Origin of the sequence: Leptospira noumeaensis, assembly GCF_004770765.1 — a bacterium.
GTDB classification, from domain to species: Bacteria; Spirochaetota; Leptospiria; order Leptospirales; family Leptospiraceae; genus Leptospira_A; species Leptospira_A noumeaensis.
Window position 1 is genome coordinate 1,480,399 of the sequence record NZ_RQFK01000026.1, and the last position, 16,147, is coordinate 1,496,545.

A 16,147-nucleotide genomic window follows, 5' to 3' on the forward strand; every position below is an offset into this window, starting at 1 on the left:
TTAAAAACAAGTAAGTCATTTACCTTTTTCAATTATCGGAGAAGGAAAGCGAGTTACAAGTGAAATTCTTGGCTTAAGTAATTGGATGTATGCTCTTTCAGTACATCTCCTAGAAGATTACGTCCCATCTCATTGTCTTTGAAACTCACAACAGTGCGAATGGAAAATACACGCAGAGCATCAGAAACGGAGAGCGTTCCGTCAGCAGAATCTTTACGCCCAGAAAATGGAAAGGAATCCGGCCCTCGTTGGCACTGTGTGTTCCAATTGACTCGGGCCACCTGGTTTACCAATACATCGATCAGTTTGCCGATAGTTTTTGGATCCTTTCCAAAGATACTTGCTTGTTGGCCCATGTTGGATTCAAAGATATAATTTAACGGTTCTTCTACAGAAGAAAAAGGAACAATCGGAACGAGTGGCCCAAATTGTTCTTCATGATACAAACGTGCGTTTGGTGAAACGGGGAAAAGAATTGCTGGAAACATAAAAGATTCATTGATTTCGCCGCCACCTGGATTGAGAATTTTGGCACCATGAGTGATAGCATCATCCAGTAGTTCTTTTAACCATTTGGTTTTTCCTTCCTCGGGGAGAGGTGTGAAGTTGACATCCTGATCCCAAGGCATTCCCGCTTTCCATTTGGAAAATTCTTCCAAATAAAGTTTTGTAAATTCATCTAAAATATCTTTGTGAACAAAAAGAATTTTGAGCGCTGTACATCTTTGCCCATTGTAAGCAAGTGATCCGGCTAGAATTTCAGGAACCATTGTTTTTAAATCTGTATCAGGTAAAACTATCGCTGGGTTTTTGGCGTTAAGTCCTAGAACAGATCTTAGGCGGTTGAGTTTGGGATGTTTTTTTGTGATGAGATTTGCTGTATGACTCGATCCAATAAATGCAAACACATCGATTTTCCCAGATTCCATAATGGGAGAAATCACTTTGGCACCATCCCCATAAACTGTGTTGATCACACCTGGAGGAAACGCTTCCTTAAAACATTCGAGGAGAGGTTGCAGTAACAACACGCCATACTTTGCCGGTTTGAAAACAACGGTATTTCCCATAAGGATGGCTGGGATGAGTGTACAAAATGTTTCATTCAAAGGATAATTGAATGGCCCCATACAAAGTACAACACCATAAGGAGAACGTTTGATTTGTGCAATGAGTCCACCTTCTTTGATATAGTTCGCTGAACTTGTTTCGAGTTCTTGTAATGATTCAATAGTATCTTCTAAATATTCGATGGTTCTATCAAATTCTTTTATGGCATCTTTTTCTGTTTTGCCAATCTCCCACATCAGAAGTAAAACAATTTGGTCTCTTTTTCCTTTCATCAGAGAGATGAACTTTCGAACCGCTTCGATTCGTTCTTTGGGAGTTGCGATGGGCCAAACGCCTGTTCCGTGGTTATAGGCTTTTACCGCAGCATCCAGTGCGAGTAAACTTTGTTTTTCGTCAAAACTTGGATAGGATCCTAAAACTACTTGTTCCAATTTTCCATTTTTGTTCAGAAAGATGGGAGATTGTACGATTTGGGATCCACCTTCCCAGATCCGAATTTCTCCGCCGAGTAGGTATTCTTTTTGGTGGATGGGCGCAATGCGGTACTTTTCTGGAATGGAATCTTCTGACGGAAAAACAAAGCTCATGATCCATGAATCGAATGGTGACCCGACTAAAAAAGCAACATTTTACGGAAAAGATCAGCCGATATAAAAAATATGGAACCATGGATGGACCAGAACAAAGAAGAGTGGGAGACTTTGACCTTACGACTTTTCCGTCGTGTGGAAGAATTGGAATCACTCATGTCGGAAGTGCAAAGTGACCTAGTTCGGTACCGAGCGATTCGCGAAGAATGGTATCATTGGCATAGCGCTTGGAAGGAGGAATACGCCAAACGAGCCGTCGGCTGACTTGGAAAAATCGTTTTCCGTTGGACCTCTCTTGGAAAATTAGTCCTATCCCATTCGAAAAAGGAATTCCCATGGCCGAAAAACCTATGTCCCCCTTTGGTGAGTTAGCTCCCAGCACACCTGCCTCTCTCTCTGATGTCAAAAAGAACATTTATGGACGATACCTCGAAGAATTCAATGTAGGTGATATCTATGTTCACCCTCGTCAATTCACTGTGGACAGAAGTTTTGCCCAAGAATTTGCCACTGTGTTTATGGATGCAAATCCACTTTATCTTTCTGCAGAGTATGCAAAAGCTCACGGATTTGCTGACTTACTCGTTCATCCACTGATGGTGTTCAACTTAGCACTTTCCATTGGTGTTCAGAATAACAGTGAGAAGGCGCTTGCAAACCTCGGATATTACAACGCACAATTTTTATTACCTGTTTATCCTGGAGACACTCTTTCTTCCCGAACTAAAATTTTAGCAGTGGATGACAAAGGCCCTGAGAAACCAGGAATCGTTCACGTAAGAACACTTTGTCTCAATCAAAAGAATGAAGTGGTTTTGCAATACGAACGTAAAATCATGATCTACCAATCCAATGGAAAGCCAAAAGGCAATCCAAAACCAGGCGATTCTTCCGCATTCTTTCCTGAGTCAAAAACTCCCGCCCTCAAACTTCCAACTCTCAAATTCCCAACAGAGATGAAAGATGTAACTTGGGGACATACTTACTTTGAAAACTTCAAACCAGGTCAAATTTATGTGCATCAAAATGGAAGAACCATCACTGATGAACATTACCAATGGACTTTCCGAGTAGGAAATACACATCCACTTCATTACGATAAATTATATTCTGCAGGAATCTCTGGCCCTATGGGTGGAGAACCAGTGGTTTATGGTGGACTCGTATTTGGTTGGTTAGCTGGTATGGCCTCCCGTGATATTTCTGAAAACGCAATTTGGGAACTTGGATTCACAGAAGGATACCACACACAACCAGCTTTTTCTGGTGATACAGTCACTTGTATTTCTAGAATTTTGACTACGGAAGATAAAGGAACAGAATACGGAATCCCAGCGGGTGAAGTTCAAATCCAATTCATCGGACTCAAAAACATCAAAGCAAATGATGCTTTAGATAAATTTGGTGCTGATCTTTTCCTCAAAGAAAACGATAAAAAGAAATTGGGAAAAGAAAAAATCCCAGAGAAAATCTTCGAAATTGAAAGAAGATTGATCATCAAAAAACAACCATAAGGTGAACCTATGAAAGTTACCATCCCCAAACGAATTCCTGAGATGGAAGACATCGGGGATGGTGTCTTTAAAATTATCCTACCCCAACCTTTCTACGCTCCTAACAATATCTATCTTTACCAAGGAAACGATGGTTTAACTTTAATCGATTCTGGTTATATTGAATCCATTCCCATGTTACAGGCTTCCTTGAAAACCAAGGGATTTTCTTTAAATGACATTCGACATATCATTTATACGCACAATCATCTAGATCATATCTCTTCTTCTTTAGTTCTTAAATCCTATGCAAAAAATGTGACCTACTACGGATATCGTTCGATGGCCGATGGGGTTGGGAATTATTTAGAGTCGATGGTGCTTTTTGAAGAGGCAACAGAAGATCTATTTCACAAAGCATTTGGTGATAAAGAAGAACTCGATCGGATTTTGGAAGAATCACGCAAAGGTTGGCGTCAATTTTTTAGTAAATTTGGGGAAACCAAAAAAGGGGATCCTGTTTTACGAATTGATGTAAAAATTGATCATAATGATAGTTTAGAGTTAGGTGGCAGATTATTTCGTTTTTTACACACACCCGGTCACAATTTGTATCATATCACACCTGTAGATCCTTCGACGGGAATTTATTTTTCGGGAGATTTGATCATTGCCAATCTTACCGCCATTTATTCTGAAATGGATGGCAGTTTGGGTGATTATTATTTTACCCTAGCCAAACTTTTGGAAGAACCCATCAAACGAATGTTACCTGCCCATGGTAGCGAAATTGAAGATCCAAAAAAAACCATCACTCTTGTGAAAAAAACTTTGAGTATCCTTGAAAAAGGTGTGCTTCGAAGGCTTAGAGAAGGGGAATCGGATCTAAAGGTGCTTATGGAAGCTGCCATTGGAAAAAAAGTCCATAATGGTGGTCACTTACCGACTGCTTTAGGGCTAGTGTACAGCATCATTCAGAAATTAGTTTTAGAGGGACAAATTCGTATCGAAAAAAGAGAAAATGGATACGAAGTTTTTCATATCGTAAGTTAGGTATACCGAACGATATCTTATAATTTTTTCTGATTTAAATGGAAATATTTTATTTTAGCCATACGCCAGAAAAGACAAGAAAAGAAAATGATACCTAAACTAACAGAATTCGCTAGAGTTATTGATTGGAAGCCCGAATGGGATTTCGGCGCTCCTATCCCGCAAGTATATTCCAATGGTAATAAAACTTTCTTAATCTACTACATAAACGAACCAGACCCTGCTTGGGATGGAACTTACGTAAATATTATTGATAACTCTTCTGATACGCTTTACAATCTAGCATTAGTTGAATTCATCGGAACACTTGCATACAAATTCGGAATGTTCAATGATGAAGTGGCTTCAGGCTCACCATTATCCAAAGCAGGTTTAGATTCCTATTCTGCGCATATTATCGAAAACTCTAGCTGGATACAGGAGTTAAAAAAAATCCACAAAATTCATCCGGAATTTAGCGAAAAAAGATGGGAAAATTATAACCACTATTTCTTCTTTTTTCATGATGATATGTTTGAAATAATTGCCAGCGATTATAAAATAGAGACACATAAAACTACTTTCTTAAATCTTTCAAAAAATATATGCGATAGACTTAATTCCTAAAACGATAGTATTTCGTTTAACTTTCGTTATCATGACTTTAGGTCAGGGAGCCTTGTCTGTGTTTGTTCAGTATGCGTAATTTGTTAAATCCTATGGAAAAATGTCAAAAATGTAATGTAGAGCTAAACCCCATAAAAACAAATTATGGGAAATTGATAATCTGCAATAATTGTTTTGGACATTACTATTCTGAAAATACATTGGAACTGCTATTTAACGGTTCTACTTGGCAGAGTGAAAAAAATACTTCGAAAGTTTCAAAATCAAAACTAGAATGCCCTAAATGTAAAGATAAAATGCGATTACACAGGTTTTCTAAAAATTACAATTCTGTCGAAATTGACATTTGTTCTAATTGCAAGATTCTTTGGCTTGATTACAATGAAATTGAAGATTTAAAACTCAACTCATTAGAAACCCGAAATTTGATAACCAATAGCAAAAATAGAATTTCTAATTCTGAAATAAACTATATCTTAAATATAACGAAGTTGGATGCAAAATTAAAAGAAGCTAAAACTATAAATAAAATTAACGAAGAGGCTATTAAATTTTCAAAAATCCATCACTACGATAGCGTGATGCATACAAGTGTGTTTAATGCTTTTGATATAGTAACTTTTTTTAAAACAATTTTCAAAAAAGAGTAACTATACCAGCGGAGATGAAAAAAATAATAAAAATATTTCTCATTCTACTTTTGACTAATACGTGTCATAGTTCCGAACCAATTTTTGATCCATTCACAAACGTTCAATACCTCAGTAAAGATTCTTGCATTTCTTTCTTATCTCCAGAAAACGCCCAGATAAAATATATGAAAAATAAAGATATAAGTATTTTTTATATGCGATGGGGAGCTTATATTGACATTCTTGAAAATGAAAAAGTAGCAGGAATCTCTATGTTGGAAATTATTTGAATTGACCTTTGAATTTTCAATGTAAGTGAAGTGTCTCAATATAACTGACGTTACCTGCTTTTTGCACTTACGCCCTAGTTCATTGCTTTTAATTTCCAAATTTCAATTTGTCTCCCTTTCCAAACCAAACTTCCGTTTTGGTTTTCTAATTCTTTTTTATATTCCAAAATTCGAGATTTCGGCCACAAAATTTCATCTGTGAACTCTGGGGAAAGTACAACATAACAAAAGTATGTTTTTTTGCAAATCGAAGATGCATTTTTGATTTGTTCCAGAGGATAAGTTTTCACCTGGTCTGTAATCTGAAAAGAAAGGTTGTATTGAGAAAATATAAAAACACCTTTTTCGATTTTTTGATTTTTATCATTATCTGAATTTGACATTATATTCGAATTCAGATTTGTATTTTCAGATATATCCTTTAATGGATTCGAAAGAATTAATGTATTTGTTTTTTTTAAATCTTCTCGAATTTCTTCTAAGTTGGGTTGATTCCATGGACTTTTGATGTTTGTATCCAATGGAAAATTTTGATCGAGTGAGTTCTTCCAAAAAAGACAAGTGAGAATCAAAAAGGCAAAAGATAGGGATATTTTTTTCTCGGATTGGATCCATAAAATTCCAGTATAGAGGATAAAAGGCATTAGAGAATAACTGTAATACGTATAAACTTCATGGTGCCATGGCCTTGAGGAAAATATATGTGTAGCGTATATTAGTCCGATTCCCGAGACTTCGGGAACCATCTGAAAGATTCCGAGTCCCCCGCTCATGATTAGCTCTAGAAAAATTTGGAATGATTTTCTGTAACCGGTTACTTGTTTGAATGCGGAATGGTATTCCTGTGTGAGAACATTTGTCCAAGTTATGGATTCCGAATTATCTCCAAACATTGGATATATGTAAAATACAAAACCCATCCAAACTAATGAAATAAAAAAAACAAGTGTTAGTGACGGGATGACAGTTCTTTCTTGAGAAGGAACACTGGTAAGTTCAGTCGAATGTCGGTTCTCTTTGTATTGATTCCAATGATTGTATAAAAGTTTTAATCCGGTTGGCAGAAAGAACAGAACTAGGTAAATCCCAATATCTTCCTTGATGGAAAGGTAAAGAATTGTGGCAAATGATAAAATACTATAATAAATCCAAATGCTTCGCGAACGGAGATTTTGTTCCTTCTCACGTTTTTCCCAAACATAAAAAAAGAAAAGTCCAAAAATCAAAACCAGAACTTCGAAATGAAAGCTGGATCCAATGCGATAGAGATACAATTGATTTGTAACAAGTATCCAGAAAACTAAAAATTTAATTCCAAATTCTTTTGAGTTCTTTTTTGTAATTTGATAAGCCCATAGCAGCCAAAGAACGGTTCCCAATTGGTAAACAAAAAATACTCCTGCAGCGAGCCCCCATCTATTTGGAATCAAACTAACTAACGGAGATAGAACTGCCATTCCCGGTGCAAAGTGATGATGAAGGTAACTTCCTTCTCCTGATTCTGAATAGTAACTACTAGTAAATCCGTCACCGTGATAAATAGAGAGGAGGATATCCGAAATGCCAATATAATCCGCATCTTGAAATAAATAAACATCTGCCAGAGACTTTGTTAAATGGAAGGCATGATTGCTACTTGCCATTAAAAAGAAAATACAGCTGATAAAAAGCAAATAGGGGAGAATAATGATTTGTTTGTCATTTAACAAACCAAAGTTAGTTGCCAAGGAGTCTAGTTTTGGTTTGGATTTTTTTTCCATCCAGAAACTGAATATGGATAAGAATAATAAAAAAAGAAATACCCCCTTTTGAAAGGGGGCATGAAAGTTTTTAGGAGAAATAAAGAGAAAAGGAGAAACTAGGCTAAGTAAAAAAAATAAATAAACCACTTAACGAATAAAGTACAAGACCTTTCTTTCGCCAATCCGTTCCCGATTGATTTCCACTCGGTTGCGGTAATAATAACCTTTGTCTGGAAATGTTTTAGAGAAAAATTCAAATAAATCCATTTCAAATAACAACATACATTCAGCCACATCTGTAGCACCAATGGACATAGCCTTTTTTGTATCCACCATCACATGGCGTGAATTGATAAAGTCAGGTTGGATTTCGTTTGCGATTAATTCAAAATTTGTTTTGGTGATGGTTCCACCGACAGAAGTTTTTTTCCCCCTGCTTTTTGCTTCCGAGATGATTTTTTTAGAAACTCTTGTGACTTCTTTGTCATCCGGTTTTTTATCCATAGAAGCACTTAAGTCGGATCTAGCGGCTGTTACTTGCTCTAATGCTTGGAAGGGAACAGAATCAAAGATATCCATCAAATTTCTGTATCCAGTGATGGTTTCCATATTGATTGATTTGTTGTAGGATTCGTATTCAGTAGGTGTCAGAAGGTTCTTCATGGTTTGGATGAAGTTTTTTAAGGCGTATTCTGATTCCACCATTGGTGCGGAAATCCCGGAAACACCGATCCTTTGGCAGATGCGGATATCGTTTCTGGCTTCTGGCCCACCGATTTTGACATAGAGGGGCAAAATTCCTGCAGTGATCGTTTTTAGGAGGGAGATTTCTTCTTCTCCCATGTCCTCGGTTTCCGTACCTGTTTTGATGCAGACAAAAGAGTAGTTTTCTTTCATCTCCAGTAAGGTTTTTCGTAAAACGTGGATTGATGTTTCCATAAGTAGAAGATCTCCATGTATGGTATCGTCGATTCCCGAAAATAGTACAAGTCTTTTGCGCTTTTTTTCCCCCTTTCTTGACAGAAAATTCCAATTCCCTAGCTTCGAACCTATGGGAATATTCTCCTCCATCTTCCAATCCAAATCTAAACAAGATTCCAAAGAACCACCCAAAGAGGGAGCAGCCGCTTCTGGAATTTCCTTCGGGATCATTGTCGTTCTTGTATTTGCTTTCAAATCATCTATATTAGATGCTAATAATATTCCTTCTGGTTCGATGATCCCCACACTCAAAATTGGGGACTTTTTGTTTGTGAATAAAATGCGTTATTCTTTTCGAATGCCTTTTACAGAAAAGGAACTCTTTCGAATTGATGATCCAAAACGTGGTGATATTGTTACTTTTATTCCGCCGGCAACAGCACTTGCCCAGGAAGAATCAAGGACTGGAATTTTTGCAAAACGTTTTGTCAAACGTGTAGTAGGATTACCAGGTGATACAATTCGAATCACTCGTAAATACATCGATACCAAAGATAGGGGAAGAGTACACTTTGCACTCATCGAGTATAAAGAAAAAGGTTCGGAAGAATTTCAATCTTACCAACCGAAAGAAGTTCCTATTGGTAAAGAACTTTCTGATTTGGACAATTTAGAAGCCACACAAAGGGCTCTCTTTCAAGAAGTGAAACCAGGTTTTGAACATCTAATTCTCGAAGGTTTTGAGGACGATCGACGTGCTCATATTTTTGAATATTGTGATTTTTTGCACGGTTGTCAAATCCCCGAGGGCCAATATATGGTTATGGGAGACAACAGAGATGACTCTCACGATTCTCGCGCATGGGGATTTGTGAAAAGAGAAGACATCTTAGGTAAGGCACTCATCATATATTTTTCTATCGATTGGAAAGACTCCACTTGTGAATACAAAGATGGTCAGGAACTTGCTGAAAAAGGACCAGAGATCGCAGAACGTTTTGAAGGTGATGCACTTGACAGACGTTGTCACTATACAGAAGTTTTTTCCTCACATAATTCTCGTTATAGAGACGATGAGTCCAGATTGGGATGGATTGAAAGAACTCTTCGTTATCGTTTGTGGAGACTGAGTGTTAGGTGGGAGCGTATTGGGCGGATTCTCCAGTAAAATGGTAGGTGAATCTGAAAAACCATCCAATAAAAAACCGGAGAAGTCCTCTATGGCAATGGCTGGCGCCGGTTTTGAATTTGTATCTTCTATCGCGCTTTTTGTGGTGGGCGGATATTACTTAGACGAATATTTAAAAACAGAACCACTCTGGCTTCTGATAGGATTCTTTTTTGGTTTTATCTTAGCTTTTTATTCCCTCATCAAACGAGCCAAAGAAAACGAATAAAATTCGGAAACTGGCTCCAATTAAATTCTTGACGCCATCCTTCTTTGCAAAAAACTTTTAAGTGTCATGGGTAAACAGACAACTTCAAAAAGCGAAATCATGGATTCCATGCCCGTTCTTGGATTGTCTTCCTATGTCCTCTCTACTCTCGTCCTAGTCGTCGTTGTAGTCTCCTCATACATACGTAGCTTTCTGTCATAAATTCTCAATTGTTTCCTCGGTCGACAGAAAGCAAAAGTCGACGGGGAAACCAACAAGAGAGAGGATCTTTATGTCGGAACATATCACCGTAAGTCAATATATCATTCGTTTTTTAGAATCAAAGGGAATTACTTGGATTCCAGGAGTTCCAGGTGGAACCATATTGCCGTTATACGAAAGTTTGGCGCAGTCATCCATCGAACATGTATTAGCAAGGCATGAACAAGGAGCCGGATTTATCGCACAAGGGAGAGCAAGGAGCACGGGAGAGGTGAGTGCCGTATTTGTTTCCTCTGGGCCAGGGGTTGCCAATCTGATGACAGCTGTTGCCGATGCACAAAGGGATTCGGTTCCTTTACTTGTATTCTCTGGTCAAGTTCCATTAGCATTAATGGGAACTGATGCGTTTCAGGAATTACCAACAGCAAAGATTGTATCTTCTATTGTTAAAAGAGTTTATTTGATCCAAGAGCCAAACCAAATTATAGAAACCTTAGAGGATGCATATCAGTTATGCGGAGAAAGAAAAATGGGCCCAGTTTGGATTGATCTACCAAAAGACATCCAAACAAAAACAATTTCCTTACCTAAGGAAACCTTTGGTTTAGATTCTTATATAAAATCAAATTCAAACATTGATCTTTTACCAATAGAAAACGATAAATCCTTTGAAAGTATTCATATCTTTTTAAAGGAATTTAAAATTTTACTCGATGAGTCTAAGTTTCCCTTACTTTACATAGGTGGAGGGGCCAAAAAAGAATACTTAAGGTTACGAGAGTTTGTATCCCGTTTCCAAATCCCTGCTGTAACCACTCTTATGGGTCTTGGGATTTTCGAAAAAGAAGATCCGATGAATTTAGGAATGATGGGTATGCATGGAACTGTAGTTGCCAATGAAGCGCTTGGTGGTTGTGATTTGCTCATTGCAATCGGTGTTCGTTTTGATGACCGCGCAACAGGTGACATTCAAAAGTTTTGTAACCAGGCGAAAGTCATACATATTGATATCGATGCTCGGGAAATTGGCAAAAATAAAGCAGTGACTTTGAGTTTACAAAAAGACATTACAGAAGTTCTTCACTTTCTATTAGAAGAAGAATTTTCAATTGAGAATAAAGATTCTTTGTTACAGATCGAAACTTGGAAACAAATACGGGAAGATCATCCAATGAAATCGATTCTTTTGGATTTTGCTTCGGTTTTGCCAGGAGGCGAACATTTTGTACTTACAGATGTAGGCCAACACCAGATGTGGGTAGCCCAATATTTTCCTTTTCTTAGTCCAATGTCCTGGATCACTTCCGGTGGACAAGGTACGATGGGATTTGGTCTTCCCACTGCCATTGGTGTGGCTTTAAGTCATAAAGATGCTCAAGTGTTTTGTTTTACTGGTGACGGATCGATTATGATGAACTTACAAGAGTTGTCTACTCTAAAGGAACAGAACCTAAATGTAAAAATTATCTTAATCAATAATGAACATTTGGGACTCGTCAAACAACAACAAGATTTGTTTTACGGAAGTCTGTATTCTGGATCGAAATTTCATTTTCATCCCGACTTTTCTTTGTTATGCCAATCTTTTGGAATTGGATACTTTGAATGGGATTGGAATTTAGGAGTTAATGATTTAGAAAAAGTTTTGGAAACAAAAGGGCCGGCTTTGATTGAGGTGAGAGTTCCATCTGGTTGGGGAGTGTATCCATTTGTTCCTGGTGGGAAATCCAACCAAGAGTATATCCTCGAAAAGATTGTAACCTAAGGACGAAACTCCGAGGGAAAAACTCCCTCGGATCACCAAAATTTTGTTAGATGGCTTTACTACCTCGTTCTCCGCTACGAATACGAATCACTTCTTCTAGTGGCATCACGAAAATTTTTCCATCGCCGATTTTACCTTCAGGGCCAGTTTTAGCGGCCTTTAAAATGGCATCTACGGTGGGTTTTACAAATTCATCGTTGACTGCGATTTCTAATCTTACCTTTCTAAGGAGGTTTACTTGGTATTCATGTCCACGGAATACTTCGGTTTTTCCCTTTTGTTGGCCATAACCCTGTACGTCACTGACTGTTAAACGATAGATTTCATTTTTAGTAAGTTCATTTTTTACTTCTTCTAACTTATGTGGTTGGATGATTGCAATGACTAATTTCATATTGATTACCTGATATCATATCCTTTTTCACCATGGATCTCTTGGTCGAGTCCAGTGATTTCTTTATCTTCTTCAATTCTAAATCCAATTGTTTTTTCGATTACGAGTGCAAGTATATAGGAAACTACAAAAGAATAAACAGCAGTAGCAACAACACTCAGTATTTGAGCCGTTATTTGATTTCCTAAGGTCATTCCTTCTGCGAGTTCTAAAGCAAAGATTCCTGTAAGGACTGCACCAAAGGCCCCGCCTGCACCATGGATTCCAAAGGCATCAAGAGTATCGTCATACCCAAGTTTACCCTTAAGCAAAATTGCCATATAACAAATGGGGGATACTAAAAATCCCATAATCATTGCTCCTTGAACTCCCACATAACCGGAAGCAGGTGTAATGACGACAAGGCCCGCTACAATTCCAGAAGCTGCGCCAAGTGCTGTCGCTTTTTTTGTATGTAACCATTCAATGAGTAACCAACTAGCTCCAGCTGCGGCTGGCGCAATGAGCGTCACTAAAAAGGCTCTTGCTGCAAGTCCGTTGACTGCGAGACCAGACCCTGCATTGAAACCGAACCATCCAAACCACAAAAGACCAGAGCCAAGTAATGTATAAGTCATGTTATTTGGATGGGTTAATAATCCTGCATCACCTTTACGTTTACCAATGACAATGGCAGCAGCAAGACCCGCAATCCCTGAAATCAAATGGACTACTGTTCCTCCTGCAAAATCAAGAGCATTCATTTTTAACAACCAACCTGAATCGGCCCAAACCCAATGTGCAACTGGGTCATAAACTAACGTTGACCATACGAGTATGAAAACAACATAGGCGGAGAGTTTGATTCTTTCTGCGATTGCCCCAGAGATCAGCGCTGGTGTGATGATGGCAAACATTCCTTGGAAGAGAAAGTGTACGTAAGTTGGGATCGTACCCTTTACGGAATCGAGATTTATGCCATTCAGGAATGCTAAATCGAAATTTCCGATATAAGGATTCTCGCCAGAAAAAGCAAAACTATATCCAAAAATAGTCCATTGTAATGTCATCACGATGATAGCAACAAAGCTATGCATCATAGTTGATAAAACATTTTTGGAACGAACGATACCACCGTAGAACAAGGCGAGTCCTGGGATCATAAAAAACACAAATGCAGAAGAAACTAACATCCAAGCCGTATCTGACTTATCGATGGTAGGGGGGGATGGTAGTTCTCCTTCAGCAGCCAAAAATCCTGGCAAGAGGAAAAGTGCACATACCAACAAAGGCCGTAAGACCAATTGTATATTCATTGTTTGCTCCAAATATCTTTTTTGAGATGTGAAATAAAATTCGTATCATTACGATTGGTTTCTCTTTTGAAAGCGAGTCAATTCTGCGAAACTAGGAACTTTTTTGTAAAAAATATTGGGGAATCAGGAAGCTGGTGGTCAGATTCGTGAGGTTGTGGTAAGGCGATGGTATTGGGAGGCGGGTCTAGTTCCCGACCCAAATCAGGGCGGGGATAGTTAGATTCACGACCTCGCGGCTGAAAAACCTCAAAAACTAGCTGAAATCTAAATAAAAAGATTGAACAAAATTAGATTGTGCACAATCTAAAATGCAAATAGGGAGACCAAATATGTCAGAAGAATTTTACAAAATTAAAGTAAAACGAGGTTCCGAGGAAGTTCCGTTGGAGCAGTTTAAAGACAAAGTGTTACTCATTGTCAACACAGCCAGTGAATGTGGTTTTACTCCACAATACAAAGGGCTCCAGGAAACTTATGACCGTTGGAAAGGAAAGGGTTTGGAAGTATTGGCTTTCCCGTGCAATCAGTTTGGTGAACAAGAACCGGGAACAGATGCAGAGATTAAATTATTTTGCGAAAGAACATTCTTAACAACTTTTCCTATCTTTTCTAAACTAGAAGTGAACGGACCAAATACTGATCCACTTTACAAACATTTAAAAAAACAAGCTCCAGGGATTTTCGGTTCCCTTGACATCAAGTGGAATTTCACAAAATTTTTAATCGATAAAAATGGAAACGTTGTGAAACGTTATGCACCCATTACAAAACCAGAAGCGATCGAAAAGGACATTGAAAAACTTGTCCAAGGTTAAGAATCCTACAGATGAGGTTCTTCTTTTGAAGAACCAAATTTGTTTTTCCTTATATTCGTCGATGCACCGGATGATGAAGATCTATCGTCCGTTACTTGCCGCTATGGGACTGACTTATCCACAATACTTAGTAATGTTGGTGCTTTGGGAAGAGGAAGAAGCCTCAGTGAGTAGACTTGGGGATCGTTTGCAGTTAGATTCAGGAACTTTGACACCTTTATTAAAGAGATTGGAACAGAGTGGATTTGTAGAGCGAATGAGAAGTCAGGAAGATGAACGAGTCGTTGTTGTGTCTCTCACAAAGAATGGAAAACAATTACGCGAAAAGGCAAAAGCCATACCAGAACAAATTTTTTGTTTGTCTGGGATTGAAGAGAACCAAGCAATCCAACTAAAAGCAATTTTAGACGAACTTGCTCAAAGCTGAGATAAAACGAAATTTCTATCAATAATTTTTTGCTTTCTTCTTGACGTTAGATGCACACCTGAAAAGGATCTAACATCGTTTAGGTTCATTTCTATTCTTACCTGAAAAAGCGAAGGTTCATCACACATGCAGAGAATGTTTTCTTCACTTTGCTTTTTTATCTTGCTGCTTATATTTTCCTGTAAAAACCCTTTTTCCGGAAATCCCTGCGATCCGAATGGGCAAAAATTTATAGACACATTGCTGTTCAAATGGGCAACTTCGGATAACAGTACCACTTGCGGAAAAGTATACATCTTCCCAGCCGGCAAAGAAATCTTAGAATATTCGATTCCTAGTTTGGGATTAACTGGGATCATCAATGGAAACCAAATTGTAATCACTTCCGAATCAATCGTTACAATCTCTTCTTATGTTGCTAATTTTAAGACTAATGGTGTTTCTGTTTCAGTGAATGACGTTCCACAAACGAGTGGAGTGAGTTCCAATGACTATAATTCTCCATTGAAATACGTTGTGACTGGAACGGATGGTAGCACAAATGAATACACTGTACAAATGGTAGCTCCTCGCGTTTTGGGTTCTGGTTCCCTTCGGCTTTGGTTCAAAGCAGACCAGCTAACGTTAAATGATGGAGATCCGGTTACGAGCTGGTCGGATGTCAGTGGATATGGGAATCATATATCGCAACCGACTATAAATATTTGGCCTATCTATCGAAAGAATCAGGTGAACGGTTACCCTGCAGTAGCATTCAGAAGTGCACTAACATCACAAATGGAATTGCCAAGTGGTGGGGTTGGGCTATATGTTTCTGATAGCGGAAGTTTTTTCTTCGTAAAGCGTTTGGTTTCTATTGGATCAGCAATCACTCTTATTCGGTTATGTTATACGTTAGGTAGAGAAATAGGCATTTCAAATGTGTTAGGTGAATATGCAGTTTGTCGAAATGCTACTACCTGTGTTTCACCGTCATCAATTCCCTTGCCAATGCTCCAATTTATTTCCATTGGTACCGTACAGACTTTGACTTCTAATGTTCGCGAATATAGGTATGGTAAATTTGCCGGGCAGTCAGCTTTGGATGGTACCTATTCTTATGCTGGCGGATCGAATATGGATCGTGTTTTATTAGGGAATGGAAATCTTGATGCTGACATTGCAGAACTTCTCTATTTCAATACTAATCTTTCTGAAACAGATGTGGAAAAAGTTTTCTTTTATCTGAATACCAAATATAAACTTTCTCCATAATAATCGTAAGTTCGATTTCCCTTTTAGGATTGGTGAAAAGATGAACTTTATTCTATAAAATTTGCAAACTTGCAATTCTTCCTTCACAAATCAACAAACATGTGATATATGGAAGTCATTGGGTGGCGGGTGGTTAACCCCACCCAGTTCGATACGGGCGGGGATGTATACCATTCTACCCCCCCCCACGCACCCCCAATC

Annotated in this window: 16 protein-coding genes; 11 read left to right on the forward strand and 5 right to left on the reverse strand. The window is 38.2% G+C overall.

All coding sequences use genetic code 11. The features are described 5' to 3' along the window. Positions 1 to 53: 53 nt before the first annotated feature. Positions 54 to 1,658 (reverse strand): NADP-dependent glyceraldehyde-3-phosphate dehydrogenase, encoded by a 1,605-nt coding sequence (locus tag EHQ24_RS15150; protein ID WP_135602389.1) that lies wholly within the window; start codon positions 1,656 to 1,658, stop codon positions 54 to 56. An 84-nt stretch (positions 1,659 to 1,742) separates the two neighbouring features. On the opposite strand from EHQ24_RS15150, the gene EHQ24_RS15155 reads away from it, so the two are divergent. From EHQ24_RS15155 to EHQ24_RS15175, 5 genes are all read left to right on the forward strand, one after another. After that, positions 1,743 to 1,925 carry a hypothetical protein gene (locus EHQ24_RS15155; protein WP_135587207.1) on the forward strand — a complete coding sequence of 61 codons (183 nt, stop codon included), beginning with the start codon at positions 1,743 to 1,745 and terminating at the stop codon, positions 1,923 to 1,925. A 71-nt stretch (positions 1,926 to 1,996) separates the two neighbouring features. Next, a complete protein-coding gene (locus EHQ24_RS15160; protein ID WP_135602390.1) occupies positions 1,997 to 3,175 on the forward strand; it encodes a MaoC family dehydratase in 1,179 nt (392 codons plus the stop codon). Between the two features lie 9 nt (positions 3,176 to 3,184). After that, positions 3,185 to 4,207 (forward strand): MBL fold metallo-hydrolase, encoded by a 1,023-nt coding sequence (locus EHQ24_RS15165; protein ID WP_135602391.1) that lies wholly within the window; start codon positions 3,185 to 3,187, stop codon positions 4,205 to 4,207. An 87-nt stretch (positions 4,208 to 4,294) separates the two neighbouring features. Beyond that, positions 4,295 to 4,813 (forward strand): hypothetical protein, encoded by a 519-nt coding sequence (locus EHQ24_RS15170; RefSeq protein ID WP_135602392.1) that lies wholly within the window; start codon positions 4,295 to 4,297, stop codon positions 4,811 to 4,813. 200 nt (positions 4,814 to 5,013) lie between these two features. Further along, on the forward strand, positions 5,014 to 5,463 hold the full coding sequence (locus EHQ24_RS15175) for a TFIIB-type zinc ribbon-containing protein (RefSeq protein ID WP_167483083.1): 450 nt from the start codon (positions 5,014 to 5,016) through the stop codon (positions 5,461 to 5,463). 346 nt (positions 5,464 to 5,809) lie between these two features. Here the strand turns inward: EHQ24_RS15175 and EHQ24_RS15180 are convergent, their stop codons facing one another. Continuing rightward, positions 5,810 to 7,624, reverse strand: coding sequence for a DUF2079 domain-containing protein (locus EHQ24_RS15180; RefSeq protein WP_135602394.1), 1,815 nt, complete (start codon positions 7,622 to 7,624; stop codon positions 5,810 to 5,812). Next, positions 7,625 to 8,416: an aldolase gene (locus tag EHQ24_RS15185; protein WP_135602395.1), complete on the reverse strand. Its 792-nt coding sequence runs from the start codon at positions 8,414 to 8,416 to the stop codon at positions 7,625 to 7,627. 112 nt (positions 8,417 to 8,528) lie between these two features. Here EHQ24_RS15185 and lepB point away from each other — a divergent pair, with 112 nt between their 5' ends. The 3 genes from lepB to EHQ24_RS15200 all read left to right on the forward strand — a co-directional run bounded on the left by lepB (position 8,529) and on the right by EHQ24_RS15200 (position 11,761). After that, a complete protein-coding gene (lepB, locus tag EHQ24_RS15190; protein WP_208725790.1) occupies positions 8,529 to 9,566 on the forward strand; it encodes a signal peptidase I in 1,038 nt (345 codons plus the stop codon). Between the two features lies 1 nt (position 9,567). Further along, a complete protein-coding gene (locus EHQ24_RS15195; protein WP_135602495.1) occupies positions 9,568 to 9,795 on the forward strand; it encodes an AtpZ/AtpI family protein in 228 nt (75 codons plus the stop codon). A 271-nt stretch (positions 9,796 to 10,066) separates the two neighbouring features. Then, positions 10,067 to 11,761 (forward strand): thiamine pyrophosphate-binding protein, encoded by a 1,695-nt coding sequence (locus EHQ24_RS15200; protein ID WP_135602397.1) that lies wholly within the window; start codon positions 10,067 to 10,069, stop codon positions 11,759 to 11,761. 46 nt (positions 11,762 to 11,807) lie between these two features. On the opposite strand, the gene EHQ24_RS15205 is transcribed toward EHQ24_RS15200, so the two are convergent. Together EHQ24_RS15205 and EHQ24_RS15210 are read right to left on the reverse strand one after the other, a co-directional pair. Then, on the reverse strand, positions 11,808 to 12,155 hold the full coding sequence (locus EHQ24_RS15205) for a P-II family nitrogen regulator (protein WP_100734139.1): 348 nt from the start codon (positions 12,153 to 12,155) through the stop codon (positions 11,808 to 11,810). 5 nt (positions 12,156 to 12,160) lie between these two features. After that, a complete protein-coding gene (locus EHQ24_RS15210) occupies positions 12,161 to 13,450 on the reverse strand; it encodes an ammonium transporter (RefSeq protein ID WP_135602398.1) in 1,290 nt (429 codons plus the stop codon). A gap of 329 nt (positions 13,451 to 13,779) precedes the next feature. On the opposite strand from EHQ24_RS15210, the gene EHQ24_RS15215 reads away from it, so the two are divergent. The 3 genes from EHQ24_RS15215 (at position 13,780) to EHQ24_RS15225 (ending at position 15,946) form a co-directional block, all read left to right on the forward strand. Continuing rightward, positions 13,780 to 14,265 carry a glutathione peroxidase gene (locus tag EHQ24_RS15215; RefSeq protein WP_135602399.1) on the forward strand — a complete coding sequence of 162 codons (486 nt, stop codon included), beginning with the start codon at positions 13,780 to 13,782 and terminating at the stop codon, positions 14,263 to 14,265. Next, positions 14,252 to 14,692, forward strand: a complete 441-nt coding sequence (locus EHQ24_RS15220; RefSeq protein WP_135602400.1) for a MarR family winged helix-turn-helix transcriptional regulator — start codon at positions 14,252 to 14,254, stop codon at positions 14,690 to 14,692. The genes EHQ24_RS15215 and EHQ24_RS15220 overlap by 14 nt, the downstream gene beginning before the upstream one ends. A gap of 240 nt (positions 14,693 to 14,932) precedes the next feature. Beyond that, on the forward strand, positions 14,933 to 15,946 hold the full coding sequence (locus tag EHQ24_RS15225) for a DUF5018 domain-containing protein (protein WP_135602401.1): 1,014 nt from the start codon (positions 14,933 to 14,935) through the stop codon (positions 15,944 to 15,946). Positions 15,947 to 16,147: the final 201 nt, after the last annotated feature.

What these genes read in the sequence shown, in the direction of transcription:
- EHQ24_RS15150 (WP_135602389.1), bottom strand. Translation starts at nt 1,658, where the DNA reads ATGAGCTTTGTTTTTCCGTCAGAAGATTCCATTCCAGAAAAGTACCGC.
- EHQ24_RS15160 (WP_135602390.1), top strand. Translation starts at nt 1,997, where the DNA reads ATGGCCGAAAAACCTATGTCCCCCTTTGGTGAGTTAGCTCCCAGCACA.
- EHQ24_RS15210 (WP_135602398.1), bottom strand. Translation starts at nt 13,450, where the DNA reads ATGAATATACAATTGGTCTTACGGCCTTTGTTGGTATGTGCACTTTTC.
- EHQ24_RS15165 (WP_135602391.1), top strand. Translation starts at nt 3,185, where the DNA reads ATGAAAGTTACCATCCCCAAACGAATTCCTGAGATGGAAGACATCGGG.
- lepB (WP_208725790.1), top strand. Translation starts at nt 8,529, where the DNA reads ATGGGAATATTCTCCTCCATCTTCCAATCCAAATCTAAACAAGATTCC.
- EHQ24_RS15155 (WP_135587207.1), top strand. Translation starts at nt 1,743, where the DNA reads ATGGACCAGAACAAAGAAGAGTGGGAGACTTTGACCTTACGACTTTTC.
- EHQ24_RS15200 (WP_135602397.1), top strand. Translation starts at nt 10,067, where the DNA reads ATGTCGGAACATATCACCGTAAGTCAATATATCATTCGTTTTTTAGAA.
- EHQ24_RS15185 (WP_135602395.1), bottom strand. Translation starts at nt 8,416, where the DNA reads ATGGAAACATCAATCCACGTTTTACGAAAAACCTTACTGGAGATGAAA.
- EHQ24_RS15170 (WP_135602392.1), top strand. Translation starts at nt 4,295, where the DNA reads ATGATACCTAAACTAACAGAATTCGCTAGAGTTATTGATTGGAAGCCC.
- EHQ24_RS15205 (WP_100734139.1), bottom strand. Translation starts at nt 12,155, where the DNA reads ATGAAATTAGTCATTGCAATCATCCAACCACATAAGTTAGAAGAAGTA.
- EHQ24_RS15195 (WP_135602495.1), top strand. Translation starts at nt 9,568, where the DNA reads ATGGTAGGTGAATCTGAAAAACCATCCAATAAAAAACCGGAGAAGTCC.
- EHQ24_RS15215 (WP_135602399.1), top strand. Translation starts at nt 13,780, where the DNA reads ATGTCAGAAGAATTTTACAAAATTAAAGTAAAACGAGGTTCCGAGGAA.